Below are 25088 nucleotides of genomic sequence, written 5' to 3'. Positions count from 1 at the left end.
GCATAGGTGCCGGATCAGCAGGAGAGGGAGGGGCACATGCCCGAGCAGGGGCACGTGGAGCAGCCGAGCCGCGTCGAGGGACCGGGCGCGCCGAACATCGACCTGGCGGGCGCGCCGGACGTCCAGGGAGCGGCCGTACCGGACACGGAACCGCCGTCTGCCGCCGTGCGCCGCACCGGTCTGCTCGTCACCCTGCTGCTGGGCGGGCTCACGGCCACCCCGCCGCTGGCGATGGACATGTACCTGCCGTCGCTGCCGCAGGTCACCGACTCCCTGCACGCGCTCGCCGCCACCGTCCAGCTCACCCTCACCGCCTGTCTGCTCGGCATGGCGCTCGGACAGCTGGTGGTCGGCCCGATGAGCGACCGCTGGGGCCGCCGGCGCCCGCTGCTCGCCGGTCTCGTCGTGTACGTCGTCGCCACCGCGCTGTGCGCCCTCGCGCCGACCGTGGAGTTCCTGGTCGGCTTCCGGCTGCTCCAGGGCCTCGCGGGCGCCGCCGGCATAGTGATCGCCCGGGCCGTGGTCCGGGACCTGTACGACGGGGTCGCGATGGCCCGCTTCTTCTCCACCCTCATGCTGATCGGCGGGGTCGCGCCGATCGTGGCGCCGCTGATCGGCGGACAGATCCTGAGGGTGACGGACTGGCGGGGCGTGTTCGTGGTCCTGACCGTCATCGGGGCGCTGCTCGCCGTCCTGGTGTGGGCCCGGCTGCCCGAGACCCTCCCGGCGGCCGACCGGCACACCGGCGGCGTCGGCGACGCCCTGCGCTCGATGCGCCGGCTCCTCGCCGACCTGCCCTTCACCGGCTACATGCTCACCGGCGGCTTCGCCTTCGCCGCCCTGTTCGCCTACATCTCGGCGTCCCCGTTCGTGATCCAGGAGATCTACGGCGCCTCCCCGCAGACCTTCAGCCTGCTGTTCGGGGTGAACTCGGTCGGGCTCGTCGTGGTCGGCCAGATCAACGGCAAGGTGCTGGTGGGACGGGTCGGCCTGGACCGGGTGCTGGGCGTGGGCCTGCTGATCGTGACCGCGGCGGCGGTGGCCCTGCTGCTGATGGCGACCGGCGTGTTCGGCGAGGTCGGCCTCGCGCCCGTCGCCGCCGCGCTCTTCGTCCTGATGTCCGCGATGGGCCTCGCCCTGCCCAACGCCCAGTCCCTCGCCCTGCTGCGCACCCGGCACTCCGCGGGCTCCGCGTCCGCCCTGCTCGGCACGTCGTCCTTCCTCATCGGCGCCGTCGCCTCCCCACTGGTAGGGATGGCAGGAGAGGACACCGCCGTCCCGATGGCGGTCGTCCAAGTGGCGGCAGCACTGGTAGCGCTGCTGTGTTTCATGGCAATGTGCCGTCCTTGGAACACGCGTGCGACTGAGGACTCGGGAGACTCGAGAGACTCGAGAACGGAGGAGAAGAGCTGAGCGCACCGAAACTGCGCACCGACACACCGGAGCGAGCCGGGCTCGACCCGGAGGAACTGCGGCACCTCGTCCGGGATTTCCGGGTTCTCACCACCGGCCTGCGCCCCTGGGCCGCGGGAGCCGTCCTGGCCGCCGGACGTGGCCCGGTGATCGCCGTGGCGGAGGCGTCGGGCTGGGCCGTCCGCTACGGCTCCTACGACCCCGAGACCGACGCGGGCGTCGAACTGCCCCCGGAGTCCCGGGTCCCCGCCCGGGTGGACACCCCCTTCGACCTCGCCTCCCTCACCAAGCTGTTCACGGCGGTGGCGGCGGTGCAGCAGATCGAGCGGGGCACGCTGGGCATCGACGCGCGGGTGGGCGCGTACCTGCCGGACTTCACGGCCGCCGTCACCCACGGCATCACCGTCCGCGAGCTGCTCACCCATACCTCGGGCCTGCGCCCCGAGCTCCCGCTCCACGACTGCGCCGACGACGAGGAACGCCTCGCCCTGCTGCGGGCCGAGCCGCCCATCGGCGTCCCCGGCACCTACACCTACTCCGACCTCAACCCGCTGCTCCTCCAGCACGTCCTGGAACGCATCACGGGCCGGTCGCTCGACGTCCTCGTCCGCGACGGCATCACCCGCCCCCTCGGCATGACGTCCACCGGCTTCGGCCCCTGCCCGGGGGCCGCGGCCACGGAGGACCAGCGCAGGCCGTGGGCCAAGGCCGACCGGGGCATGGTGCGGGGCGTGGTCCACGACGAGAACGCCTGGGCGCTGGGCGGAGTCGCGGGCCACGCGGGTCTCTTCTCGACCGCACGGGACCTGGCGATCTTCTGCCGGACCCTGCTGGCGGGCGGCTCCTACGGCCCGGCCCGCATCCTCGGCCCCGACTTCGTGGAGCTCCTGCTGACCCCGCCGGGCCTCGGCTTCGCGATCGACCAGAAGTGGTTCATGGGCGAGCTGGCGGGCCGGGGGGCGGCCGGCCACACGGGCTTCACCGGCACGTCCCTGGTGCTGGACCCGGCGACGGACACGTTCGTCGTGCTCCTGGCCAACACCGTCCACCCGCGCAGACGCCCACCGGACAACAGACCGCGGGCGGAACTCGCCACGAGGGTCGCGCGAGCGGTCAGGGGGACGTGACGGGGAGGTGACCGGGGCCGGGGCGTGACTGGGGCCGGGGCCGGGGCGAGACTGGGGCCGGGAGGTGACCGGGGCTGGGGCGGGGACCTGAAGCTGACCGTGACGGGGACCGGAAGGTGGCCGTGACGGGGCATGACCGGGACTCGGGGCCGCGGGAAGCCGTCGGATCCGCCCCGCGCCCGGGCGCCCCTAGAATCACCGGGTGACCGCCCCCGTACTCCCGTCCGAGACCCTCCGCGCCGCCCTCGCCGGCCTCCTCGACGGCCTTCCCCCGAAGCAGGCGGCCCAGGCGGTGGACCGGCTGATCGCCAACTACCGCGGAGCCACGCCCACCGACGCCCCGATCCTGCGCGACCGGGCGGACGTGGCCGCCTACGCCGCCTACCGCATGCCCGCGACCTTCGAGGCGGTCCACGCGGCGCTGGAGGCGTTCGCCGAGGCGACCCCGGACTGGACACCCGCGAGCCACACCGACATCGGCGGCGGCACCGGTGCCGCGACCTGGGCCGCCGCCGCCACCTGGTCCGGCGACCGTGAGGTCACCGTGCTCGACTGGTCCGAACCCGCCCTCGCGCTCGGCCGTGAGATCGCCGCCGCCCACCCGGCCCTGCGTGCCGCGCGCTGGCAGCGGGCCCGGATCGGCAAGGACCTCACGCTGCCCGCCACGGACCTGGTCACGGTCTCGTACGTCCTCAACGAGCTGACTCCGGACGACCGCACCACCCTGGTGGACACCGCGGCGGCAGGGGCCCGGGCGGTCGTGATCGTCGAGGCCGGCACCCCGGCCGGCTACGCCCGCGTCATCGAGGCCCGCGACCGCCTGATCGCCGCCGGCCTCCGGGTCGCCGCGCCCTGTCCGCACAGCGCCGCCTGCCCGATCGTGCCCGGCGAGGACTGGTGCCACTTCGCGACGCGCGTCAGCCGCTCGTCCCTGCACCGCAAGGTCAAGGGCGGCTCCCTGCCGTACGAGGACGAGAAGTTCAGCTACGTGGCCGCCACCCGCCTCCCGACCACCCCGGCCCCCGCCCGCATCGTCCGCCGCCCTCAGATCCGCAAGGGCCAGGTCCTCCTCGACCTCTGCGAACCCGACGGACACCTGACCCGCCGCACGATCACCAAACGCCACGGCGACCTGTACAAGACGGCGAGAGACACCACCTGGGGCGCCCCCTGGCCCCCGCAGGCCCCCTGACCGCACCGAGGCTCTCCGGCGAGACGCACCGTCTTGTCCGCTGGTAGGTTCGGCCCATGGCCACCCAGAAGCCCAAGCAGTCCGCCCCCGACGCCACCCGTCGCAGTGAGAAGTCCCGGCGGGCGATCTACGACGCCGCCCTCGACCTCGTCGCCGAGGTCGGCTACCCCAGGACCACCGTCGAGGGCATCGCCGCGCGGGCCGGTGTCGGCAAGCAGACCATCTACCGCTGGTGGTCCTCGAAGGCGGAGGTGCTGCTGGAGGCCTTCCTCGACCTGAGCGAACAGGCCGCACAGGAGGCCGCTCCCGGCGAGGCGTACGCCATCCCGGACACCGGGGACCTCGCCGCCGACCTCAAGGCCGTCCTGCGCATGACCGTCGACCAGCTCAAGGACCCCCGCTTCGAAGCCCCCTCCCGCGCCCTGGCCGCGGAAGGCGTCGTCAACGAACAGGTCGGCCGGATCTTCGTGGCCAAACTCCTCGAACCCTCGCTCCAGCTCTACGTCGACCGCGTGCGCGCCGCCCAGGAGGCCGGACAGGTCCGCCCCGAGGTCGACCCCCGCATCGCCCTCGAACTCTGGGTCTCCCCGCTCGCCCAGCGCTGGCTCCAGTACACCGGCCCGATCTCCTACGACTACACCGACACCCTCGTCGACTACGCCCTGCACGGCCTCGCCCCTCGCTGAGCCGTCTGCCGGGCCGCCCGCACACATATCCGCTCCGGGCCCCCGAATCGGAGGAAGGTGGGACCATAGGGCATGCTGTTTTGTACGACAGCGAGGCGAGGGCGATAGATGAGCGCGGAGTCGGGGGGCCGGACGGGCCTGCAGGGCAAACTCTCCCAGTGGCTGCGCGGACGCCGGCCCAAGGAGACCGCCGCCGGGGACGACGGCGGTCGCGAGAGTCTGCTGCTGGCCGCCGTCTCCGCGGGACTCCCGCTCGCACCCGCCGCGTATCCCACCGCCGACTACCGGTGTTCCTGCGACCGCGTCGGCTGTCCCACCCCCGCCCGGCACCCCGTGTCCTTCGCCTGGCAGACCCAGTCGACCACCGACCGCGGGCAGATCGAGCGCTGGGCCAGGAACCAGCCGCAGGCCAACTTCATCACCGCCACCGGCATGGTCCACGACGTCCTGGACGTCCCCCTGGAAGCCGGCCGGGAGGCCCTGGAGCGGCTGCTCGCCGCCGGCGTCGAGGTCGGCCCGGTCGCCGAGAGCGACGACGGCCGGCTCCTCTTCTTCACCCTCACCCGCGGCACTCCCGAGGACGAGGACGAGTGGTGGCCCTGCGAGCTGGACTGCCACCCCGAGACCGCGGACGAACACCCCGGCCTGCGCTGGCACTGCCGCGGCTCCTACGTCCTCGTACCGCCCGCCCGGCTGCCCGGCGACCAGGCCGTGCACTGGGTCCGCGGCCCCGAACACCCGCTGCCCGACCCGCTGAGCCTGCTGGAGTTCCTCACCGACGCCTGCGCCCGGCACGCCGGCCAGGAACCGGACCACGCGCACGCGGCCTGGCCCCTGCGCCGCTAGCGGCTCCTCGAAAGGCCCGCTACGACCCCTCCGCGGACGTCAGCCCCTGGATCCGCCCGAGCACGGCGACCTTCTGGCCGCCCGCGCCCTTCGCCGGGTCGAGAGCCACCTCGTTGGAGACGAACTCCATCGTCAGCGACTGCTTGATCTCGCCCTTGGTCAGCGCGAGCGCCGCCTCGCCGGGGGAGGGGATCGCCGTACCCGCGTGCGCGGTCTGCTTCACGTAGTGGTGCGTGGCGAAGAACACCAGCGCCCCGCCGTCCTTCGTGCGCAGCGCCAGCGGCGCGTAGGTGTCGTTCGTCAGCGGCTCGTCGATGTACTGGGTGGCCAGGCCCGGCCTGATGGCGCTCTTGGCCCGGTCCGCCCGCCACACGCTGGTGTGGGTGCCGTCCGCGAAGACGTCCCCGCCGTCCTTCAGATAGCTCGTGTAGTCCTTGCTGAGGTCCTCGGGCGCGGCGGCCAGGTCGGTCGAGTTCGCCGGAACCGCCTCGGCCCAGCCGTCGGCGTCCTTCTTGAACTCCGGCACCTTGCCCTCGGCCACCAGCGTCAGATACGCCACCTGGAACGGCTCGTTCAGACCGTTGCGGGTGAACACCAGCAGCCAGCGCGCGGTGCCGCCCTTGTTGCCGGCCGCGTCGGCGACGAACCAGCGCGGCCAGCCCGCCTTCTTCGGGATGGTGTACGTGACGTCCGACAGCTTCAGCGGTGTGTGCGTGCTGTTGCCGCCGGGGCTGTTGGTCTTCCCGGCCTTCAGCCGCGCCGCGTCGATGGCGCCGAGCGCGCCGGTGACATGGGCGGCGTCCAGCGAGCTGTCGTACGCCTTGTCCGCCGCGTTGTACGCGTTCGTGAACTGTTCCAGCGCCTTGGCGGCCTCCGCCTTGGTGGTCGCGGGAAGCACCTCCCGCTCGCCGTGCACCACCACGCATCCGCTCGCCGTCAACGACAAAGCGGTCACCGAGGTTGCTATCAGTGCGCTCCGGTCAAGCCTGCGGGGCCTTCGAGGGCCGCGATCCCTGCTCATCAGGTGCCTTCACCTTCCCCTTCCCGGAGGCGAACCCTACCGGGACCAGGAACAGCGCGAGCGTCGGGATCAAGTACAGCAGCCACACCGTGACCTGAAGGACCGTCGGGTCCGGCTGGAAGTTGAACACGCCCTTGAGGAGGGTGCCGTACCAGCTGTCGGGCGGGATGGTGTCGCTGATGTCGAAGAGCCTGTCGTTCAGGCCGGGCAGCCAGTCCGCCTCCTGGAGGTCGTGAAAGCCGTACGCCAGCACGCCCGCGGCCACGACGACCAGCATGCCGCCGGTCCAGGTGAAGAACTTGGAGAGGTTGATGCGCAGGGCGCCGCGGTAGAACAGCCAGCCCAGGACGACCGCCGTGAGGATGCCCAGGGCCGCGCCGATCAGCGGGCGCGGGGTGCCGTCACCGGCCGCGTGCACGGACGTCCACACGAACAGGGAGGTCTCCAGGCCCTCGCGGCCGACGGCGAGGAACGCGGTGGCGACCAGCGCGCCCGTGCCCATCTGGAGGGCCACGTCCAGCTTGTCGTGCAGCTCGGACTTCAGGTGCCGGGCGGTGCGCTTCATCCAGAAGACCATCCACGTCACCAGGGCGACCGCGAGGACCGACAGGGAGCCGCCGAGCGCCTCCTGGGCCTCGAACGTCAGCTCCTGGGAGCCGAATTCGAGCGCGCAGCCGAAGCCCAGGGCGAGCGCGACCGCCACGCCGATGCCGGTCCAGATGGGCTTCAGGGCGTCCCGGCGGCCCGTCTTCACCAGGTAGGCGATGAGGATGCAGACGACGAGAGAGGCCTCCAGGCCCTCGCGCAGACCGATCAGGTAGTTGGAGAACACGGGTCAGGCCTCCTTGGAGAACAGCGCGCTGCCCCACCAGTCGTCCGTGTCGCGGACGCCGGGCGGGACGGCGAAGACCGCCGAACCCACGTGCTGGATGTACTCGTTGAGCGCGTCCGTGGCGAGGTGACGCTGGATGCGGATGAAGCCCTCGCGGACGTCCTTCATGTACGCCAGGAAGAACAGCCCCGCGTCCAGCCGGCCCAGGCCGTCCGTGCCGTCGGTGAAGGAGTAGCCGCGGCGCAGGATCGTCGCCCCGCCGTTGGAGTCGGGGTGCGCGAGCCGGACGTGCGCGTCGGGCTTCATCGCCGGCAGGAACGGCTTGTCGCGCTCCTTGGCCTTGCCGACCGGGGCGCCCTCGCCCTTGTCCCGGCCGAAGATGTCCTCCTGCTCCTGGAGCGAGGTGCGGTCCCAGGTCTCGATGTGCATGCGGATCCGGCGGGCGACGAGGTAGGAGCCGCCCTTCATCCAGCCGGGCCCCTCGGCCCAGACGAACTTCTCCAGCCGGTCCGTCTCGGTGCCCGCGATGTTGCGGGTGCCGTCCTTGAAGCCCATCAGGTTGCGCGGGGTCTGCGCGTCGGGCGTGGTGGAGGACGTCTTGCCGAAGCCGAGCTGCGACCACTTGATGACGACCTTGCCGAAGCCGATCCGGGCCAGGTTGCGGATCGCGTGCACGGCGACCTGCGGGTCGTCCGCGCAGGCCTGCACACAGAGGTCGCCGCCGCTGCGGTTCTTGTCCAGGTTGTCCCCGGCGAACTGCGGGAGGTCGACGAGCGCCTCGGGCCGCTGCCCGGCCAGGTCGAACTTCTCGAACAGGGACGGGCCGAAGCCGAGGGTGAGGGTCAGCCGCGACGGCTTGAGCCCGAGCGCCTCCCCGGTGTCGTCCGGCGGGGCCTCGGCGAGACCGCCGTACGCCCCCTCACCGACCGCCTTCCCGGCGGTCATCCGCCGGGCCGCGGCCGTCCAGTCCTTGAGCATCTGCACGAACTCGGCGCGGTCCTCGGTCGTCACGTCGAACGCGGCGAAGTGCAGCCGGTCCTGGACGGGGGTGGCGATACCGGCCTGGTGGGTGCCGTGGAAGTCGACGGCGGCGCCCGCCTCGGCGGCCGTGGGCTGGAGGTCGTCGCCCTCCCGGGTCAGCGCGACCGCGCCCCCGGCCGCGGCGGCACCGAGCGCGAGCCCGGCCCCGCCCCAGCCGATGAGCGTACGGCGCGAGGGCGCCGGGGCTTTCTCCGTGTCGGTCATGGCCCCTGCCTCAGGAGGACTTGGCGACGACGGCGGCGGCGAGCTTGGACAGCGGCTCGGCGAGCGCGTTCACCCCGTCCGACAGCTGCTTGCGATCGGCGTCGCCGACCTTGTCGTAGGAGGTGAAGTCGTATGACGTCTTGTCGGCCCGGTACCTGTCCAGCAGCGCGTCCAGCGCCGCGAACTGCTTGTCGAGCTCGGCGACCAGGGCCGCGTTGTTCTCCTTGGCGACCGGCTTCAGCAGCTCGTAGGACTTCTCGGCGCCCTCGACATTGGCCTTGAAGTCGACGAGGTCGGTGTGCGAGTAGCGCTCCTCCTCGCCGGTGACCTTGCCGGTGGCGACCTCGTCGAGAAGCTCCTTGGCGCCGTTGGCCATGGAGGTCGGGGTGATGTCCGCCTTGCCGACCCGCTTCTGCCAGTCGGTGAGGTCGGTGATCAGCTGGTCGGCGAGGGTCTTGTCCTCGGCGGTGATCTTCTTGTCCTGCCAGAGGGACTTCTCCAGGCGGTGCCAGCCGGTCCACTTCTGGCCGTCCTCCAGGCCGTCCTCGCGGACGTCGACCTTGGGGTCGATGTCACCGAAGGACTCGGCGACCGGCTCGGTGCGCTCCCAGCCGATGCGGGAGGGGGCGTAGGCCTTCTTGGCGGCCTCGAGGTCACCGGCCTTGACCGCGGCGGCGAACGTCTTCGCCAGCGGCAGGGTGGCGTCGGCCTGCTCCTGCGCGTACTGGCGGTAGGCGGCGACGGCCGAGTCGAGGCGCGGGTCGCGCTTGGCCACGGTCCCGCCGGTGGCCTTCACGGTCTGGCGGATGCCGTCGCCCTTCATGCCGGGCTTGCAGGCGATCGTGTAGTCGCCGGCCTTGATCTCGGCGGTGACCTTGTGCTTGGTGCCGGGGCCGATGTTCTCGCGCTCGGTGACGATCCGGTCGTCCGGGAAGAGGACGTAGACCTCGGTGACCTTGGAGCCCTTGTTCTCGATCGCCAGCTCGACGTGGCCAGCCGGGAACTCCTTCTTGGAGACCTCGCACTTGCTGTCGGTGGCGGTCACGTCGATCACGCGGTCGCTGTCGCCGGAGCTTCCCTTCTCCGTGCACCCCGTCACGGCGGTGAGGGCCGCCACGGCGGTGGCGGTGACGACGGACAGTCTGACGGCGCGCATGCAGGCTCCTGAGGGTTGGATAGGCTCGCCTAACTTATCTGAGGCTTATCTATCTTTGGCTCAAAATAACCGTCAAGTAAAGGTCAAGGGATGTTCAAAGGGTCCCGCTCGCGCCGGTGCGCGGAGGCGGCGGCGAGCCGCGTTCCCCAGGTGCTTCAATTCCCCCGTGACTGACTACGACGTGCTGCGCGTCTTCTGCGCGCCGAACGGCGGCTACGGCAATGAGCTGGGCGTCGTCCGCGAGGGATCCGTGCTGCCGGACCGGGACGAGCGGCAGGCGTTCGCCGCCAAGCTCGGCTTCAGCGAGACCGTGTTCGTGGACGACCCCGAGCGCGGTGTCATCGACATCTACACGCCCTCCGTGCGGCTGGCGTTCGCCGGGTACCCGTGTGTCGGCGCGGCCTGGCTGCTGGACGTGCCCGAGCTGGTCACCGCCGCCGGGGCCGTGGGGGCCCGGCTCGACGGGGAGTTCAGCTGGATCGAGGCACGGGCGGAGTGGGCGGCGCCGCGGACGTTCCGGCAGTACGGCTCCGCCGCCGAGGTCGACGACCTGGCGGTGCCCCCGGCGGGCGAGTGGATCTACGCCTGGGCGTGGGAGGACGAGGCCGCCGGACGCGTCCGGGCCCGCGGATTCCCCGGCCGGGGCGACGGCGTCGAGGAGGACGAGGCGACGGGAGCGGCGGCCCTCCAGCTGACCGCGGAACTGGGCCGAGCCCTCAACATCACCCAGGGCGCCGGCTCCCAGCTCCTCACGGCCCCCCAGCCGTACGGCTGGGTCGAACTCGGCGGCCGAGTCATCCTGGAACGCCAACCGGAACGCTAGCCCTGTCCGGGTCTACGCACTGAGCCGGAACTCCTCGCCCAGGGCTCGGAAGACGTCCGTGTTCAGGGCGAAGGCACGCTTGCACTCCGTCACGATCCGCTGCTTCTCCAGGTCGTCCGCGCGGATCCCGTCCAGCAGTTCGCGGTAACCCCGCTTGAACGCGGCCGGGTTCGGGATCTCCTCGAAGACGTAGAAGCGGACGCCGTCGCCCTTCTTCTCGAAGCCCCAGGTCTTCTCCGCCTTGTCGCGGATGATCTGGCCCCCGGACAGGTCGCCCAGGTAGCGGGTGTAGTGGTGGGCGATGTAGCCCGCCGGCCACTGCTCGGCACAGTGGCGCACCCGGTCCGCGTAGACCCGCGTGGCGGGCAGCGCCGACAGGCCCTCGCGCCACCGCGGCCCGCGCAGATGCGCCAGGTCCCGCTCCAGCGCCCGCAGCCGGAACAGCTCCGGCCGGACGAAGGAACCCGCCACCGGATCGGACGCCAGCCTCTCGGTACCGGTCTCCAGCGCCTCGTAGACGAACCACAGCTGCTCGGTGTACCTGGCGTACGCGTCCCGGCCCAGTCGGCCGCCGAGCAGGTCGCTCATGAACGTCGAGGTCTCCGCCTCGACGTGCTGTTCGTGGGACGCGGTGCGGATGACCGTCGAGAAGGAGTCCATGCGCCCATCCTCTGAGGTTAGGCTTACCTAAGTCAATAGGTTTGCCGACGGTCTGTCGGTAAAAGGGTACAAGAAAAGACCCGCCCCGGCCGGGGGGCGGGTCCAGCGCTTTCGAGGGCCTCGCTACGGCAGGGTCAGGATCTCCGCCCCGTCCTCCGTCACCACCAGCGTGTGCTCGAACTGCGCAGTGCGCTTCCGGTCCTTCGTGACGACCGTCCAGCCGTCGTCCCACATGTCGTACTCGTGCGTGCCGAGCGTCAGCATCGGCTCGATGGTGAAGGTCATCCCGGGCCGCATCACCGTCGTCGCGTGCGGGCTGTCGTAGTGCGGGATGATCAGGCCCGAGTGGAACGACGAGTTGATGCCATGGCCCGTGAAGTCGCGGACCACGCCGTACCCGAAGCGCTTGGCGTACGACTCGATGACCCGGCCGATGATGTTGATCTGGCGGCCCGGCCTGACCGCCTTGATCGCCCGGGCCAGCGACTCCCGGGTGCGCTCGACCAGCAGCCGGCTCTCCTCGTCCACGTCCCCGACCAGGTACGTCGCGTTGTTGTCGCCGTGCACACCTCCGATGTACGCCGTCACGTCGAGGTTGATGATGTCGCCGTCGCGCAGGACCGTGGAGTCCGGAATGCCGTGGCAGATCACCTCGTTGACGCTGGTGCACAGGGACTTCGGGAAGTTCCGGTAGCCGAGCGTCGAAGGGTAGGCGCCGTGGTCGCACATGTACTCGTGCGCCACCTTGTCCAGCTCGTCGGTGGTCACCCCGGGCGCGATGAGCTTCGCCGCCTCCGCCATCGCCCGCGCCGCGATACGGCCGGCGATCCGCATCGCCTCGACGGTCTCCGGGGTCTGCACCTCCGGACCCGTGTACGGCGTCGGCGCGGGCTTGCCGACGTACTCGGGGCGACGGATGTTTCCGGGCACGGAACGGGTGGGGGACAGCGCCCCGGGCACGAGCAGTGACTGGCCAGACATGCCGACGAGTCTATCCAGCGGCGATGGGGGAACATGTCGGTGGCGAGAGGAGCGGGACATGCCCTTGTTCAAGAAGCGCACGGTCGGCAAGGCGGGGGAGTGGTACTACTGCCTCCAGCACAAGCGGGTCGAGGAGGGGCCGGACTGCCCGGCCAAGGACCGCTTCGGGCCCTACGCGACCCGCCAGGAGGCCGAGCACGCGATGGAGACGGCCCGCGAGCGCAACCTCGAATGGGAGAACGACCCGAAGTGGCACGACGCCCCGGCGGGGGGCCGCGACGACGACTGATCAGACCCGGGCGGCGGCCCGCTGCTCCCTGACCCGGGCCGCGTGCACATCGGTGCGGGCGTCGTACGTCATCAGCTTCGGCAGACACAGGGCCAGCAGGCCCACCGCGCCCGCGCACAGCACCCCGCCCGACCAGACGGAGGCCCGCACGCCCCACCAGGCGGCGAAACCACCGCTGCGGACCTGGCCGACGGTCGGGCCCACCGAGTACGACAGCAGTTCGATCCCGGCGAGCCGCCCCCGCAGCTCGTCCGGGATCGTCTGGTTCCACATGATCCCCCGGAAGATCCCGCTGACCATGTCGCAGCCTCCGGCCACGGTCAGGAACAGCAGCACCAGCCAGACATTGCTCATCACCCCGGCCGCCGCGATCGCCAGCCCCCACAGCGCCGCGGAGAGCACCACCATCCGCCCGTGCCGGTGGATCCGCCCGGTCCAGCCGCTGACCAGGCTCACCAGCAGCGCGCCCAGCGGGACGGCCGCGTACATCAGGCCCAGCGACCACTCGGCGTCCAGCTCGTCCGCGAGGAACGGCAGCACCGCCAGCGGCATCGCCAGGAACATCGCGGCCAGGTCGACGGCGTAGGTGCCGAGCAGCTCCTTGCGGCTCCACGCGTACCGGGCGCCCTCCGCGATCGCCCGCAGCGAGGGCTTCGCCGCCTCGTGGGAGGCGGGGGCCGCCGCGATCCGTACGACCAGGGCGACCGAGACGACGAAGGTCAGCAGGTCCGCGCCGTACGCCCAGCCGAGCCCCGCGTAGGCCACCACCACGCCCGCCAGCGCCGGCCCCGCGACCCCACCGACCGTCCAGCGGAAGGCGTTCAGCGAGCCCGCCGCCGGGAGGTGGTCGTGGGCCACGATCCGCGGCCACAGCGAGTCCAGCGCCGGGCGCTGCACCGAGACCAGGGCGGAGGACAGCGCGGCGACCAGGTACAGCGGCCACACGGCGGGCTGCGGGAGCAGCGCGTTGAGCAGCAGCGCGGCACTCAGCAGGCCCTGCCCGACCTCCGTCCACACGATCAGCTTCCGCTTGTCCCAGGCGTCGGCGAGCGCGCCGCCGTACAGCCCGAAGACGAGCAGCGGGACCAGCTCCACGGCGCCGATCGCCCCCACCGCGGCCGCGGACCCGGTGAGCTCCTTCAACTGCACCGGCAGCGCGACGAAGGTCAGGAAGCTGCCGAAGTTCGAGATCAGCCCCGAGTACCAGAGCCGCCGGAAGTCCCGGGAGGCCCGCCAGGGGGCGAGGTCCGGGAGCATGGCGCGCAGGCCGGAAGGGGGTTCGGGGATGTCGTCGGTCACGAAGGGCCATGGTCGGGGCCGGGCGAGGCGGCGGCAACCGAGTTTCGCATCGCCCCGCCCCAGGCCCGCCGGGTGACCGGCTACCAGCGCGTCGGCGGGGGCGCCGTCAGGTGGTCGGCCAGGCGTGAGAGGCGGTCCCGGAGACGCCGGGGCCCCCGGGGGGCGGGCACGGCGTTCTCCCCGGCCGCCGCGCTGACCAGGTGCTGCACGGTGTCCAGATCGAGGTCCGTGCCCTCCGGCACGGCGAGCGACTCATGGGCCATCGCGGGGAGTTCGCCCTCGCCCGGACCGAGGGCGAGGATCGTCGCCCCGGCCCGGCGGGCGTCGTGGACGTGCTCCAGCAGGGGTGCGTCCGGGCCGGTCGGGGAGACCACCAGGAGGGTCTCGCCGCGCCGGGCCGCGGCCAGCCGGCCGGGACCGACCGACAGATGCGCGGGGTCGGAGGGGCGCGCGTCGTGCCGTACGAGAGTGGGCGCCAGCTCCGGGGTGCCGGACCACGCGGCCTCGTCGACCAGATGGGCCGCCAGATGCCACGGCTCGTACTCCGGTGTGCCGACCAGGAGCAGCCCACCGCCGTGCGAGACCACCGAGCCGCGCAGCACACCCCCGAAGCGGCGGGTGGCCCCCCACCACTCGGTCCCGGCGAGCACCTCGCGCAACAACGCGACCCGTACGGCGTCCATGGGGCCGCATCCTGCCGCAACGGGTCCGTCGCGACCCGTGGTTCACCTCGAATTCCCCCGAACCGGGCAGCCGGGGCGGTGCGGGTCCCGGCGGGCGCCCGTGACGCGGCTCACCTGAGCGGACGGGGTCGGCGGGGCGCACGTAAGGTCGGCCCATGACCTCTAGCGACAGTGCACAGAAGGCTCCCGCCAAGGACCCGTGGGACCTGCCCGACGTCTCCGGGCTCGTCGTCGGCGTGCTCGGCGGGACCGGCCCGCAGGGCAAGGGCCTCGCCTACCGCCTCGCCAGGGCGGGACAGAAGGTGATCATCGGCTCCCGGGCCGCCGACCGCGCGCAGGCCGCCGCCGACGAACTCGGCCACGGCGTCGAGGGCGCCGACAACGCCGAGACCGCGCGCCGCAGCGACATCGTGATCGTCGCCGTGCCCTGGGAGGGCCACGGCAAGACCCTGGAGTCCCTGCGCGGGGAACTCGCGGGCAAGCTCGTCGTCGACTGCGTCAACCCGCTCGGCTTCGACAAGAAGGGCGCCTACGCGTTGAAGCCGGAGGAGGGGAGCGCGGCGGAGCAGGCGGCCGCGCTGCTTCCGGACTCCCGGGTCACCGCGGCCTTCCACCACCTGTCGGCGGTACTCCTCCAGGACCCGGACATCGAGGAGATCGACACCGACGTGATGGTGCTGGGGGAGGAGCGCGCCGACGTCGAGATCGTGCAGGCGCTCGCCGGGCGCATCGCCGGGATGCGGGGGGTGTTCGCGGGGCGCCTGCGCAACGCCCACCAGGTCGAGTCGCTGGTCGCCAACCTGATCTCGGTGAACCGGCGGTACAAGGCGCATGCGGGGTTGCGGGTCACGGACGTGTGACGGGGCGCGGGACGCGGGGCGCGGGTGAGTGAGGGGATGGGGGACACTGGTCGTCGCAGTGCAGCAGTGTCCCCCTGACAGGAGCCCGTGGAAATGCCCCGCCTCGCCCTTTACGCCCTCGCCGTCTGCCTCCTCGCCGTCGCGGCGGCGGTCGTCTCCTTCGTGCAGGGCAGCTGGCTGGGGGTCGTGTGGGTGCTGCTGGCGGGGCTGTCGTCCAACATGTGCTGGTACTACCTGAAGCGGGGGCGGGCCGCGAAGTCCGTCACCCGCTGACCGAGCAGAAGTCGCTCGTCTGCCAGAACCGGTACAGGTCCTGGCCGCAGTACGTCTCGAGGTCGTTGATGCCGAGCGAGGCCAGGATCGAGTCGATCACGTCGAAGAACGCGTGGTTGACCGCCGGCACCCACAGCAGTGCGAACACGAACAGCAGGCCGAACGGCGCAAAGGGCTCCACCTGGCGCTTGACGGAGTGGGACAGCCAGGGCTCGATCACGCCGTAGCCGTCCAGTCCCGGCACCGGCAGGAAGTTCAGGAGTGCGGCGGAGACCTGGAGCAGCGCGAGAAACGCGAGTGCGAACCGGAAGTCCCGTGGGACCCCGTCGAGGGCGTCCAACCAGAAGGGTGCGGTGCACACGGCAGCGAACAGGACGTTCGTCAGCGGGCCCGCCGCCGAGATCAGGCTGTGCTTCCAGCGCCCCTGGATGCGGTTGCGCTCGATGAAGACCGCGCCGCCGGGCAGACCGATACCACCCATGATCACGAACAGCACCGGCAGCACGATGCTGAGCAGGGCGTGTGTATAGGCGAGAGGATTGAGGCTCAAGTAGCCCTTGCTGCCGACTGTGATGTCGCCGCTGTGCAGTGCGGTACGCGCGTGTGCGTACTCGTGCAGGCAGAGGGATACCACCCAGGCGCCGGTGACGAAGAGGAACACCGCCACGCCGGGCAGCTCTGCGAAGCCGGTCCAGGTGGCCCAGCCGGTCACTGCCGTGACGGCAGCTATTCCGAGGAAGACCGGGCTGATCCGTTGCTCGCTCGTGCGAGAGGTCGTCGCCATGGATGGGGCTCCAGGTGCTAGCGGCCGAGCTGACGTCTGCGACCGTGATGGTGATCGTGCCGTCCCGACTATGTCAGGAACTTCGCAAGGCGCTGGTGGAAGTTTTCCGGGACCTCCAGGACATGGCCGCCGTGTTCTGGAGGGTGGCATCTGACAGTGATGCCGGCGTGCGCCAGGTCCTTGCCGAGGTCAGTGACGTCCATGTTCCGCCACCGCTCGGCGAAGGTGGTACCGAGAGAGACGAACCGCCACTGATCCTCCCCCGACGCAGGTGTCGTATCCGCCGTCTCTCCTTCGCTTCCGGTGCGCTGGACGTATAAACGGTGCACAACTGGTGTCTCTCCCACTGCTTCGACCAGCATGCGCCGCAGAGGGGCAGTGATCTCCTCGTCGGGCGGGAACACATAACCGGGACATGCCGGAGAGCCGACCCGTGAGAGGCAGCGGATCTTCTCGGTGACCCGGTACGTCCCGTCCTTGCGTCGTTTCCTGGTGGTGTGGAGCTGGAGATTCTTCCCGCATCCACCGCATTTGATCACGTTGAGGAGTGGTGTCCTCGGTGTCGCGGGGCGTCGGCCGACCGGGGACGCTGCACTGGCCAGGGCTTTCTGAAGGTCGTCGAAGACATCCTGTTCCAACACTGCCTCGGCCACGCGGATGGGGCGGCCCTCAGGGTCGTGAGCCAGTACTCGCTTCTTGTACTTCTTGCCAGGGACGTCCTCGCTGCGGGTCTTCCACCCCAGCAAGGTGGGAGAGGTGAGGATTCCCTTCAGGGTGCGGGGATACCACACGAAGTCCTTGCCGGATTTGTTGCGCTGATATGTGTCCGCGGGGGCGGGTACCCCGCGGACTTCGAAGTCGCGGCAGATGGCGTTGACCGGCTCGCCGCCGATGACGCGTCGAGCGGCTTCCCGGACGACGTCCGCCGTCTCCGGGTTGATCTCCAGATATCGCGCACCGTCCTTCGCGTAGGTGCGATATCCGAAGGGAGGTGAACTGCCGCCCCACCGTGGGGACATGAGCAGGTGTGCACGCGAAGAGCCGACCCGCTCGGCGGCGGCATGGGCTTCCATCTGTGCGAACGTGGCGATCAGGGTGGCGGTCGCCTGTCCTTCGGGGCTCGTGAGGTCGAACGGTTCGGTGGCGGAGACCAGTCCCTTTCCGCCATGGCTCGCGGCCCACTCGATCATCCGGTGCAGGTCGCCGACCCTGCGGACGAACCGGTCGAGTCTCCAGAAGACAATCAGGTCGAACTCGGGTGCGCGGTCGTCGAGCCACCGGGACAGTTCCGGACGTTTCCAGGGAGGTACTGCGGTGGCGGAGACGGACAGGTCTCTGGCAACACCGACGACCTCCCAGCCCCGCGACGCGCAGAAGGACTCGCACTGTCGCAGTTGGCGTTCGGGGCTGGTCGTCGATTCGGTGTGGTTCGTCAGTCGCACGACGATGAGTGCTCTCGGTGATCGACTCATCACCTGAGCGTAGTGTGCTTGTGTCTGAGGAACTGAGAGTCAGGTAAATGCCTGGTGGAGCCTTGTCACCTGAAGGGAGGGTGCGCGCACCGCGCTGATGGGGAGTGAGAATGGACCCCGTGCGCTATCGCATCCTCGGCACCACCCAGGCACTCCGTTCCGACGGCACCGCCCTTCCCGTCGGCGGGGCGCGGCTGCGTGCTCTGTTGACCGTTCTCGCTCTGCGGCCCGGCCGCACCGTCCCCGTGAGCCTGCTCGTGGACGAGGTGTGGGACGGTGAGCCGCCCGCCGACGCGACCGGCGCGGTGCAGGCGCTGGTGGGGCGGCTCAGGAGGGTGATCGGGCCGGAGGCCGTGGGCTCGGTGGACGGCGGCTACCGGCTGAACTCCGCCCCGGACGACATCGATCTGCACCGTTTCGAACGCCTCGCCGGCGACGGCACCCGCGCGATGGCCGACGGCGACCCCGCGAAGGCGGCCGCGGTCCTGGACGACGCCCTCGCCCTGTGGCGCAGCCCGGCCCTCGCCGACCTGCCCGACCGTACCGCCGAGGCGGCCCGGGCCGAGGCCCGGCGGCTGGACGCCCTGCGCGCCCGGCACGCCGCCGCGCTCGCCCTCGGCCACGCCGACCACTCCCTGCCCGAACTGACCGCCCTCTGCGACACCCACCCCCTGGACGAGCCCCTCCAGGCCCTGCGCCTGCGCGCCCTGCGCGACACCGGCCGTACGGCGGAGGCACTGGCCGCCTACGAGGACGTACGACAGCTGCTCGCGGACCGTCTGGGAGCGGACCCGGGACCCGAACTGCGCTCTCTGCACGGGGAGTTGCTCCAGCCGCGGGCACGCCCCGCCCCGGCCGCCGACGGCCCCGCTGCGCCCCCCACCCCACCCCCCGGCAACCTCCGCGCCCGTCTCACCTCCTTCGTCGGCCGGGAAGCCGACATCGAGGCCATCCGCGGGGACCTCGCGAGCGCACGGCTCGTCACGCTGCTCGGGCCCGGTGGGGCCGGGAAGACGCGACTGTCGCAGGAGGCCGGGGAGACCGTGGGGGAGGCGGCCCGGGACGGGGTGTGGCTGGCCGAGCTCGCTCCCGTGGACGATCCGGAGGCCGTGCCCGAGGCCGTGCTCACCTCCGTCGGGGCCCGGGAGACCGTGCTGTACGGCGCCGGTGCCGAGGCGATGCGGGCGGCCGGGAGCGAGCGGCTCGACGACCCCGTGGACCGGCTCGCCGAGCACTGCGGCCGGCGGCGCATGGTGCTGATCCTCGACAACTGCGAGCATGTCGTCGACGCGGCCGCCCGGCTGACGGAGACGCTCCTGGAGCGCTGCCCGGAGCTGACCGTGCTGGCCACCAGCCGTGAACCCCTCGGTGTGCCGGGGGAGTTGCTGCGCCCCGTGGAGCCGCTGCCGGAACCGGTCGCGCTGCGGCTGCTCGCCGACCGGGGGGCCGCGGCCAGGCCCGGGTTCCGGGTGGACGAGGACCCGGAGGCGTGCGCCGAGATCTGCCGCCGGCTCGACGGGCTCCCCCTCGGTATCGAGCTCGCCGCCGCCCGGCTGCGGATGCTGACCCCGCGTCAGATCGCCGACCGGCTCGACGACCGCTTCCGGCTGCTCACCTCCGGCAGCCGTACCGTGCTGCCCCGCCAGCAGACCCTGCGGGCCGTCGTCGACTGGTCCTGGGACCTGCTGGACGAGGAGGAGCGGGACGTCCTGCGGCGGTTGTCGGTGTTCGCGGGCGGGTGCGATCTCGCCGCCGCCGAGGCCGTGTGCGGGCCCGGCGCCCTGGAGGCGCTCGGCTCGCTCGTCGACAAGTCCCTTGTCGTGGCGGCGCCTTCCGGGGCAGGAGGGATGCGCTACCGGCTCCTGGAGACCGTCGCCGAGTACGCGGGCGAGCGCCTCGACGAGACGGACGGCACCCGCGCGGAGGCCGAGCGCGCGCATCTGACGTACTACCGCGAACTCGCCCGCACCACCGACCCGTTGCTGCGCGGACCGCGCCAACTGGACGCCATCGGGCGCCTGGAGCGCGAGTACGAGAACCTCCGTACCGCCCTGCGCCGGGCGGTCGCCGCCCGGGACGAGCAGGAGGGGCTGTGTCTGATCCTGTCGCTCGCCTGGTACTGGCAGATGCGCGACCTGCGGATCGAGGCCCGCAACTGGTCCCGTGAGGTGCAGGAGCTCGGCACCGACCCGTTCACCGAGCCGGTCCGCCCCGCCCAGCCGGTGTGGGAGCGCTGCACGGACACCCCGCCGCCCTGGACCGGCGAGGTCCTGGAGGAGGCCCGGCGGGGCGCCCATCTCGTCCATCTCGCCTGCATGGACACCGAGTTGGACGCCTGGCAGAACCAGCACGCGCAGGCCAAGCTGCGGTCCATCGCCGCCACCTACGAGCCGGGCATGGCACAGACCTGCCGGATGCCGGGCTCGCTCTGGTTCTTCGCCATCATGCTCACCGGGGACATGGAGCGGTTGCGGGTCGTCATCAAGGCGACCGTCGACACCTGCCGGGCCACCCCGGGCTACGAGTGGGAGCTCGCCGCGGCCCTCCAGTGGCGGGCCAACCTGCTCGCCAACCGCTCCGACTGGGCCGGCGACGCCATCCAGGACGCCGAGGAGGCGCTGGAGATCTACGAGCGGCTCGGCGACCTGTGGGGCACCGCGGAGGCGCTCTCCGCGCGGGCCGAGGCCCATGAGCGCAAGGGCGAGTGGCGGGCCGCGGCCGACGACTATGAGCGGGCCATCGAGCGGGCCGAACAGCTCGGGGCCCGCGCCCAGCGGTCCGTGCTCAACGCCCGGCTGGGCAGCGCGCTGCTGGAGACCGGGGAGGCGGAGCGGGGCGAGCGGCTGCTGCGCGAGGTGATCGCCGACCAGGACGGCGCCCGCAACGAGGCGATGCCCGCCGCCCGGATGTTCCTCGCCGGCCGGCTCGGCATGACCGGTCGCATCCCCGAGGCGCGTGAGCAACTGCGGCTGCTGCGCCAGCAGTTCGGCATCGCCCACTTCGTCGTCTTCGACGCCTTCATCCTCGGCTCGGAAGCCTGGCTGGAGGCGATGGACGGCTGCTTCGACGAGTGCCTGAGGCTGACCCGCCGGGCGCTGGAGAAGTCCGAGGACCCGCTGGCGATGACCATCGCCCCGCACATGCGCACCATGTATCTGCACATCGCCGCGATCGCCCTCGCCGGTGCCGAGGGCGGGGCCCGCGCCCGGGACGGCGCCCGTTGCCTGCGGGTCGGCGACGTACTGCTGCCTGCCGCCCACGCCCCGACGAGCGTCGAGCGCATCCTGCGGAGGAGGGCCGAGGAGGACCTGCGGGCGGTGCTCGGCGACGCGGCCTACGCGTCGGCGTACGCGGAGGGCGGCGGCCTCTCCCCTGAGGAGGCCGCCGCCCTGGTGTGACGCGCACCGACGCCGGACGTCAGTTCTTCGTACGGAACTTGTGGATGGCGTACGGTGCCGCCACCGCCGTGATCGCCGCCGACCAGGCGAGCGTCACCCACAGGTCGTGCGCGACCGGGCCGCCGACCATCAGGCCACGGGCCGCGTCGGCGAGCGTGGACAGCGGGTTGTAGTCGGTGAAGTGCTGGAGCCAGCCCGGCATCGAGTTCGTCGGCGCGAAGATCGACGAGCCGAACTGGAGCGGGAACAGCACCAGGAAGCCCATCGCCTGCACGGACTGGGCGTTCTTCAGGACCACGCCCAGGGTGAGGAACACCCACATGATCGAGGAGGCGAACACGGCGGACAGTCCGACCGCCGCGAACAGCCCGGCCCAGTGGTGGATGTCGAACCCGACCAGGACGGCCACGATCATCAGCACGGTGGTCGCGAACAGCATCCGCAGCAGTTCCACGGAGATCTTCGCGAACAGCACCGAGCCGCGGCCGATCGGCAGCGAGCGGAAGCGGTCCATGACACCGGAGTTGAAGTCCTGGCTGAAGCCGGTGCCGACGCCCTGGGAGAGCGTCATGCTCATCATCGCGATCATGCCCGGGATGACGTACTGGACATAGCCGTCCTGTCCGCCGCCCAGGGCCTGTCCGATCGAGCCGCCGAAGACGTAGACGAACAGCAGGGTGAAGACGACCGGCATCAGCAGGGCGTCGAACATCGACTCGGGGTCCTGCCGGATCCACAGCAGGTTGCGGCGGACGAGGGCGCCGGTGTGGCGCAGGTGGCCGCGCAGCGGGATCCGGGCGTCGGCGTCGAGAGCGGTGGCGGTGGCGGTGGCGGCGCTCATACGGCGACCTCCTCGAGGGTGGGCGTGGCGTCCTGCGGGGCACTGGCGCGGTGGCCGGTGAGGGACAGGAACACCTCGTCCAGGCTGGGCAGTTCGGTGGTGATGGAGGAGAGCGTGACCCCGCGCGCGGTGACCGCGCCGACCACGGCGGTCAGCTGCTCGTCGCTGAGGATCGGGACGATGACGGTGCCGCTGTCGGTGTCCACGGTGGAGGTGGCGAGCCCGGTGATGCCGAGCTCGTCGATCCACCCGGCGAGCGGCCGGAGCTGCTGGGGGTCGACGGGCCGTACCCGCAGCGAGCGTCCGCCGACCTTCGCCTTGAGCTCCTCGATGGCGCCGTCGGCGATGACCTTGCCGTGGTCCACGACGGTCAGCTCGGAGGCGAGCTGCTCGGCCTCCTCCATGTACTGGGTGGTCAGCAGGACGGTGACGCCGTCCCCGACCATCCGCTTGACCTCGTCCCACACCTCGTTGCGGGTGCGCGGGTCGAGACCGGTGGTGGGCTCGTCCAGGAAGAGCACCTGGGGGCGCCCGATCATCGAGGCGGCGAGGTCGAGGCGGCGCCGCATACCGCCGGAGTAGGTGCTCGCCGGCCGCTTGGCGGCATCCGTCAGCGAGAACCGCTCAAGGAGCTCGTCGGCCCGGCTGCGGGCCTCCTTGCGGGGCAGGTCGAGCAGCCGCCCGATCATGTAGAGGTTCTCCCAGCCGGGGAGCTTCTCGTCCACCGAGGCGTACTGCCCGGTGAGCCCGATCACCTTGCGCAGCTGGCGGGGCTGGCGCGCCACGTCGTAGCCGGCGACGGTCGCCGTGCCGGAGTCGGCGCTCAGCAGTGTGGACAGAATCCGTACGAGGGTGGTCTTCCCGGCTCCGTTCGGCCCGAGCACACCCATCACGGTGCCCTCGCGCACATCCAGGTCGACGCCGTCCAGCGCCTTGGTCTCGCCGTAGTGCTTGACCAGCCCCCGCACGGATACGGCGGTGTTCCCGCCCTTGGGGTTCTTGTCGATTCGCGTCATACCGAGGACAGTGCCAGCCCCCACCGACAAACCACCGACAGGTCGCCTACAGGCGACTACAGGCCACCGACAGACCCTCCGGGGCCATCCCGCACCCCGGCGCGAGGCGGTCGAAGGGCTCTGGGCCGAGGACGGCACCCGTGTCCTCCAGCCCACCGCGGAGATCCGGGAGACCGCCGCGGCCCTCGGCCGCCTGCACGGTGTGGTCAAGTGTGGCCGGGACACGGTGCCGGCCGGCAGATGCGAAGTACTGGACGGAGGGCCTGGTCGTTCTCGTCCTCGACGACGGCCGGATCAGGGCCGACCACATGTTCCCGTGCCCATGAGACGGACAGCGTCGAGGAGCAGCGGTCGAGGACTACCCGGCCGTCCGGTCCGTGTGCGCGGCGGTGAGGGCCTCGGTCGTCATCGGATTGGCCGGCAGGAACGCCTCCAGTTTCAGTTCGGACAGCGTCACGTCCACGGCGGTGGCGAAGGTGGTCACCGTCGTCATCAGGTGCAACTCGCCGTACGACGACTCCAGACGGAGCGGAACCGCGAAGCCGAGCGGCCCCGCGGACGGCTCCAACTCGGGCAGGTACCCGGCGAGTTCGTCCCGCAGGGCGGACGCGTGGCCGAGGCCGGCGAGGATGTGGCGCCCCCACTCGGCGAGATTGCGGATGCGGGGCGCCAGGCCCTGCGGATGCAGCGCGAGCCGGTGGACGTTCCTGCCCGGCCCGACCAGCTCGGCGGCAGCCCCCTCGGTGAGCAGCTCGAACGCGCTGTTCGCGGCGATCAGATCACCCCCGCGGTCCACGACCAGCGCCGGATAGGGCAGATGCCCGTGCAGGATGTGGTCGATGGCCGCACGGACCGGCGCGAGCACCGGGTCGTCGAGCGAGCTCTCCGGGTAGACGGGCGCGTATCCGGCCGCCAGCAGCAGCTCGTTGCGCTCCCGCAGGGGCAGTTCGAGGGACTCGGCCAGGCGTACGACCATGGCGCGGCCCGGCCGGGATCTGCCGGACTCGATGAAGCTGAGGTGCCGCTGAGTGGTGCCCGCCCGCAGCGCCAGGTCGAGCTGGCTGAGCCGGCGGCGGGTACGGCGGTCGCGGAGCGCGCGGGAGAAGTCCACGCGGTCAGTTCTACGGCGGCCGGGGGAGCCCGGGCCATTCCCCGCAGGGAATTGTCGCCATTCCCGCCGGCCGGAAGCATCGCTGCCATGGACATCGGCGTACTGCTTCCGACCGGCACGGCCCAGTGGGGCCTGACCGAGGACCCGCGCGACCTGGTGGCCTTCGGCCGCCGGGCAGAACAGGCGGGTTTCTCCTCCCTGTTCGTCAACGACTCGTTGCTCACCCCGCGCGTCGAGGCCCTGACGATGCTCGCCGCGCTGGCACCGGCGACCGAGACCGTCACGCTGGGGACGGCTGCCCTGCTGCCGTTCCTTCGCCGGCCGGTGCAGGCCGCGCAGACGCTGGCCTCGCTCGACCTCCTGTCCGGCGGCCGGCTCACCGTCGCGGTCGGCGCCGGCTTCCCCGGCCGCTTCGGCCGCCCCCTCTACACCCTGTCCGACCTCCCGTGGGAACGGCGTTTCGCCCGCCTCGACGAGACGGTCGCCCTCTGGCGGGCCCTGTGGTCCGGAGCCGACTCCTTCCACGGCGAGATCCTCCACTACGACGACCTCCCGCCCGCCACCAGGCCCTTCCGTCCCGGCGGGCCCCCGATCTGGCTCGGGGGCGCGACACCGGCAGCCCTCGCCCGGACCGGCCGCCTGTACGACGGGTGGCTGCCCTACCCTCCCGACCCGGCCGACTACGCGTCCGGTCTCCTGCGGATCCGCGGCGCCGCGGCCGACGCGCACCGCCACGCCGAGGACATCACCCCGGCCCTGTTCGTCTCCCTGCGCCTCGACGACGACCCCGCCGCCGGCCGGCGCGCACTGGACGACTACGCCCGCGCCACCTACGGCATGCCGCTGGAGGACCTGAGCAGGATCCAGACGGTCGTCTCCGGCTCCGCCGACCAGGTCCTCGACCAGCTGAATCGGTACGCCACCGCGGGCGCCGGGCATCTGGTCGTCCGCCTCGGTGCCCTGGGCCGGTCCGCCCAGCAGGAGCAGCTGGAGCGTCTCGCCGACCTGATCCCGGCTCTGCGGGAGCGGACCCGGACGCGGACCCGGACGCGGACATGAAAGGGGGCGCCCGGTGATCAC

At 71.7% G+C, this 25088-nt stretch carries 24 protein-coding genes; 11 read left to right on the top strand and 13 right to left on the bottom strand.

All coding sequences use genetic code 11. The annotated features are described in order from the left end of the window. Positions 1-36: 36 nt before the first annotated feature. The 5 genes from ACFULQ_RS19915 (at position 37) to ACFULQ_RS19895 (ending at position 5264) form a co-directional block, all read left to right on the top strand. On the top strand, positions 37-1413 hold the full coding sequence (locus ACFULQ_RS19915) for a multidrug effflux MFS transporter (RefSeq protein WP_383545672.1): 1377 nt from the start codon (positions 37-39) through the stop codon (positions 1411-1413). Beyond that, entirely contained in the window at positions 1410-2540 is a 1131-nt protein-coding gene (locus ACFULQ_RS19910; protein ID WP_383545768.1) for a serine hydrolase domain-containing protein, read from the top strand. The genes ACFULQ_RS19915 and ACFULQ_RS19910 overlap by 4 nt, the downstream gene beginning before the upstream one ends. 202 nt (positions 2541-2742) lie before the next feature. Continuing rightward, positions 2743-3732 carry a small ribosomal subunit Rsm22 family protein gene (locus ACFULQ_RS19905; RefSeq protein ID WP_383545669.1) on the top strand — a complete coding sequence of 330 codons (990 nt, stop codon included), beginning with the start codon at positions 2743-2745 and terminating at the stop codon, positions 3730-3732. Between the two features lie 56 nt (positions 3733-3788). Continuing rightward, entirely contained in the window at positions 3789-4418 is a 630-nt protein-coding gene (locus ACFULQ_RS19900; protein WP_383545666.1) for a TetR/AcrR family transcriptional regulator, read from the top strand. Positions 4419-4526: 108 nt separating this feature from the next. Continuing rightward, positions 4527-5264 (top strand): bifunctional DNA primase/polymerase, encoded by a 738-nt coding sequence (locus ACFULQ_RS19895; RefSeq protein ID WP_383545663.1) that lies wholly within the window; start codon positions 4527-4529, stop codon positions 5262-5264. Positions 5265-5283: 19 nt separating this feature from the next. Here the strand turns inward: ACFULQ_RS19895 and ACFULQ_RS19890 are convergent, their stop codons facing one another. Genes ACFULQ_RS19890 through efeO form a run of 4 tightly spaced genes read right to left on the bottom strand, consistent with a single transcriptional unit; the run spans position 5284 to position 9518 of the window. Beyond that, a complete protein-coding gene (locus ACFULQ_RS19890; protein WP_383545660.1) occupies positions 5284-6285 on the bottom strand; it encodes a hypothetical protein in 1002 nt (333 codons plus the stop codon). Further along, on the bottom strand, positions 6245-7117 hold the full coding sequence (efeU, locus tag ACFULQ_RS19885) for an iron uptake transporter permease EfeU (protein WP_383545658.1): 873 nt from the start codon (positions 7115-7117) through the stop codon (positions 6245-6247). Before efeU ends, ACFULQ_RS19890 begins: the two co-directional genes overlap by 41 nt. A 3-nt stretch (positions 7118-7120) precedes the next feature. Continuing rightward, entirely contained in the window at positions 7121-8362 is a 1242-nt protein-coding gene (efeB, locus tag ACFULQ_RS19880; RefSeq protein ID WP_383545656.1) for an iron uptake transporter deferrochelatase/peroxidase subunit, read from the bottom strand. 10 nt (positions 8363-8372) lie between these two features. Next, the gene (gene efeO, locus ACFULQ_RS19875; protein WP_383545653.1) at positions 8373-9518 is read right to left on the bottom strand and encodes an iron uptake system protein EfeO; all 1146 of its coding nucleotides are present in this window, start codon (positions 9516-9518) and stop codon (positions 8373-8375) included. A gap of 166 nt (positions 9519-9684) precedes the next feature. On the opposite strand from efeO, the gene ACFULQ_RS19870 reads away from it, so the two are divergent. Then, complete coding sequence (locus ACFULQ_RS19870; protein WP_383545650.1) at positions 9685-10341, top strand: PhzF family phenazine biosynthesis protein; 657 nt, start codon at positions 9685-9687, stop codon at positions 10339-10341. Positions 10342-10353: 12 nt separating this feature from the next. Here ACFULQ_RS19870 and ACFULQ_RS19865 read toward each other — a convergent pair whose 3' ends face one another. Both ACFULQ_RS19865 and map read right to left on the bottom strand, forming a co-directional pair. Then, positions 10354-11001 carry a heme oxygenase (biliverdin-producing) gene (locus ACFULQ_RS19865; protein WP_383545647.1) on the bottom strand — a complete coding sequence of 216 codons (648 nt, stop codon included), beginning with the start codon at positions 10999-11001 and terminating at the stop codon, positions 10354-10356. A 123-nt stretch (positions 11002-11124) separates the two neighbouring features. After that, positions 11125-11982: a type I methionyl aminopeptidase gene (gene map / locus ACFULQ_RS19860; protein WP_383545644.1), complete on the bottom strand. Its 858-nt coding sequence runs from the start codon at positions 11980-11982 to the stop codon at positions 11125-11127. A 58-nt stretch (positions 11983-12040) separates the two neighbouring features. Between map and ACFULQ_RS19855 the strand changes: the two genes are divergently transcribed. Continuing rightward, entirely contained in the window at positions 12041-12271 is a 231-nt protein-coding gene (locus tag ACFULQ_RS19855; protein ID WP_383545642.1) for a hypothetical protein, read from the top strand. Here ACFULQ_RS19855 and ACFULQ_RS19850 read toward each other — a convergent pair whose 3' ends face one another. Both ACFULQ_RS19850 and ACFULQ_RS19845 read right to left on the bottom strand, forming a co-directional pair. Then, entirely contained in the window at positions 12272-13528 is a 1257-nt protein-coding gene (locus ACFULQ_RS19850) for an MFS transporter (RefSeq protein ID WP_383545765.1), read from the bottom strand. It abuts the gene before it with no gap. 122 nt (positions 13529-13650) lie between these two features. Then, positions 13651-14253, bottom strand: coding sequence for a hypothetical protein (locus ACFULQ_RS19845; RefSeq protein ID WP_383545639.1), 603 nt, complete (start codon positions 14251-14253; stop codon positions 13651-13653). Positions 14254-14408: 155 nt separating this feature from the next. Between ACFULQ_RS19845 and npdG the strand changes: the two genes are divergently transcribed. Together npdG and ACFULQ_RS19835 are read left to right on the top strand one after the other, a co-directional pair. Then, a complete protein-coding gene (gene npdG, locus ACFULQ_RS19840) occupies positions 14409-15113 on the top strand; it encodes an NADPH-dependent F420 reductase (protein ID WP_383545637.1) in 705 nt (234 codons plus the stop codon). A 93-nt stretch (positions 15114-15206) separates the two neighbouring features. After that, the gene (locus tag ACFULQ_RS19835) at positions 15207-15386 is read left to right on the top strand and encodes a hypothetical protein (RefSeq protein ID WP_356454162.1); all 180 of its coding nucleotides are present in this window, start codon (positions 15207-15209) and stop codon (positions 15384-15386) included. Here the strand turns inward: ACFULQ_RS19835 and ACFULQ_RS19830 are convergent. After that, complete coding sequence (locus ACFULQ_RS19830; protein WP_383545633.1) at positions 15376-16170, bottom strand: site-2 protease family protein; 795 nt, start codon at positions 16168-16170, stop codon at positions 15376-15378. The genes ACFULQ_RS19835 and ACFULQ_RS19830 overlap by 11 nt on opposite strands. A 68-nt stretch (positions 16171-16238) precedes the next feature. Continuing rightward, positions 16239-17642 carry a recombinase family protein gene (locus ACFULQ_RS19825; protein ID WP_383545630.1) on the bottom strand — a complete coding sequence of 468 codons (1404 nt, stop codon included), beginning with the start codon at positions 17640-17642 and terminating at the stop codon, positions 16239-16241. Between the two features lie 110 nt (positions 17643-17752). On the opposite strand from ACFULQ_RS19825, the gene ACFULQ_RS19820 reads away from it, so the two are divergent. After that, positions 17753-21040, top strand: coding sequence for a BTAD domain-containing putative transcriptional regulator (locus ACFULQ_RS19820; RefSeq protein WP_383545627.1), 3288 nt, complete (start codon positions 17753-17755; stop codon positions 21038-21040). A gap of 19 nt (positions 21041-21059) precedes the next feature. Here ACFULQ_RS19820 and ACFULQ_RS19815 read toward each other — a convergent pair whose 3' ends face one another. From ACFULQ_RS19815 to ACFULQ_RS19805, 3 genes are all read right to left on the bottom strand, one after another. Further along, entirely contained in the window at positions 21060-21881 is an 822-nt protein-coding gene (locus ACFULQ_RS19815; protein WP_383545624.1) for an ABC transporter permease, read from the bottom strand. Beyond that, positions 21878-22897 (bottom strand): ATP-binding cassette domain-containing protein, encoded by a 1020-nt coding sequence (locus ACFULQ_RS19810; RefSeq protein WP_383545621.1) that lies wholly within the window; start codon positions 22895-22897, stop codon positions 21878-21880. Before ACFULQ_RS19810 ends, ACFULQ_RS19815 begins: the two co-directional genes overlap by 4 nt. A gap of 358 nt (positions 22898-23255) precedes the next feature. Beyond that, positions 23256-24008 (bottom strand): helix-turn-helix domain-containing protein, encoded by a 753-nt coding sequence (locus tag ACFULQ_RS19805; RefSeq protein ID WP_383545618.1) that lies wholly within the window; start codon positions 24006-24008, stop codon positions 23256-23258. Positions 24009-24095: 87 nt separating this feature from the next. Here ACFULQ_RS19805 and ACFULQ_RS19800 point away from each other — a divergent pair, with 87 nt between their 5' ends. Then, on the top strand, positions 24096-25067 hold the full coding sequence (locus tag ACFULQ_RS19800; RefSeq protein WP_383545615.1) for an LLM class flavin-dependent oxidoreductase: 972 nt from the start codon (positions 24096-24098) through the stop codon (positions 25065-25067). Positions 25068-25088 lie beyond the last annotated feature (21 nt).

It is taken from the genome of Streptomyces sp. NPDC057253, assembly GCF_042669125.1.
Taxonomy (GTDB): domain Bacteria; phylum Actinomycetota; class Actinomycetes; order Streptomycetales; family Streptomycetaceae; genus Streptomyces.
Note: the sequence above shows the minus strand (reverse complement) of the source record. Positions and strands in the feature narration are given on the sequence as shown.

Coding starts and splice junctions, on each gene's coding strand:
- map (WP_383545644.1), bottom strand. CDS start 11,982: ATGTCTGGCCAGTCACTGCTCGTGCCCGGGGCGCTGTCCCCCACCCGT.
- ACFULQ_RS19850 (WP_383545765.1), bottom strand. CDS start 13,528: ATGCTCCCGGACCTCGCCCCCTGGCGGGCCTCCCGGGACTTCCGGCGG.
- efeO (WP_383545653.1), bottom strand. CDS start 9,518: ATGCGCGCCGTCAGACTGTCCGTCGTCACCGCCACCGCCGTGGCGGCC.
- ACFULQ_RS19820 (WP_383545627.1), top strand. CDS start 17,753: ATGGACCCCGTGCGCTATCGCATCCTCGGCACCACCCAGGCACTCCGT.
- ACFULQ_RS19865 (WP_383545647.1), bottom strand. CDS start 11,001: ATGGACTCCTTCTCGACGGTCATCCGCACCGCGTCCCACGAACAGCAC.
- ACFULQ_RS19800 (WP_383545615.1), top strand. CDS start 24,096: ATGGACATCGGCGTACTGCTTCCGACCGGCACGGCCCAGTGGGGCCTG.
- npdG (WP_383545637.1), top strand. CDS start 14,409: ATGACCTCTAGCGACAGTGCACAGAAGGCTCCCGCCAAGGACCCGTGG.
- ACFULQ_RS19915 (WP_383545672.1), top strand. CDS start 37: ATGCCCGAGCAGGGGCACGTGGAGCAGCCGAGCCGCGTCGAGGGACCG.
- ACFULQ_RS19810 (WP_383545621.1), bottom strand. CDS start 22,897: ATGACGCGAATCGACAAGAACCCCAAGGGCGGGAACACCGCCGTATCC.
- ACFULQ_RS19900 (WP_383545666.1), top strand. CDS start 3,789: ATGGCCACCCAGAAGCCCAAGCAGTCCGCCCCCGACGCCACCCGTCGC.
- ACFULQ_RS19895 (WP_383545663.1), top strand. CDS start 4,527: ATGAGCGCGGAGTCGGGGGGCCGGACGGGCCTGCAGGGCAAACTCTCC.
- ACFULQ_RS19825 (WP_383545630.1), bottom strand. CDS start 17,642: ATGAGTCGATCACCGAGAGCACTCATCGTCGTGCGACTGACGAACCAC.
- ACFULQ_RS19890 (WP_383545660.1), bottom strand. CDS start 6,285: ATGAGCAGGGATCGCGGCCCTCGAAGGCCCCGCAGGCTTGACCGGAGC.
- ACFULQ_RS19835 (WP_356454162.1), top strand. CDS start 15,207: ATGCCCCGCCTCGCCCTTTACGCCCTCGCCGTCTGCCTCCTCGCCGTC.
- ACFULQ_RS19845 (WP_383545639.1), bottom strand. CDS start 14,253: ATGGACGCCGTACGGGTCGCGTTGTTGCGCGAGGTGCTCGCCGGGACC.
- efeB (WP_383545656.1), bottom strand. CDS start 8,362: ATGACCGACACGGAGAAAGCCCCGGCGCCCTCGCGCCGTACGCTCATC.
- ACFULQ_RS19855 (WP_383545642.1), top strand. CDS start 12,041: ATGCCCTTGTTCAAGAAGCGCACGGTCGGCAAGGCGGGGGAGTGGTAC.
- ACFULQ_RS19815 (WP_383545624.1), bottom strand. CDS start 21,881: ATGAGCGCCGCCACCGCCACCGCCACCGCTCTCGACGCCGACGCCCGG.
- ACFULQ_RS19830 (WP_383545633.1), bottom strand. CDS start 16,170: ATGGCGACGACCTCTCGCACGAGCGAGCAACGGATCAGCCCGGTCTTC.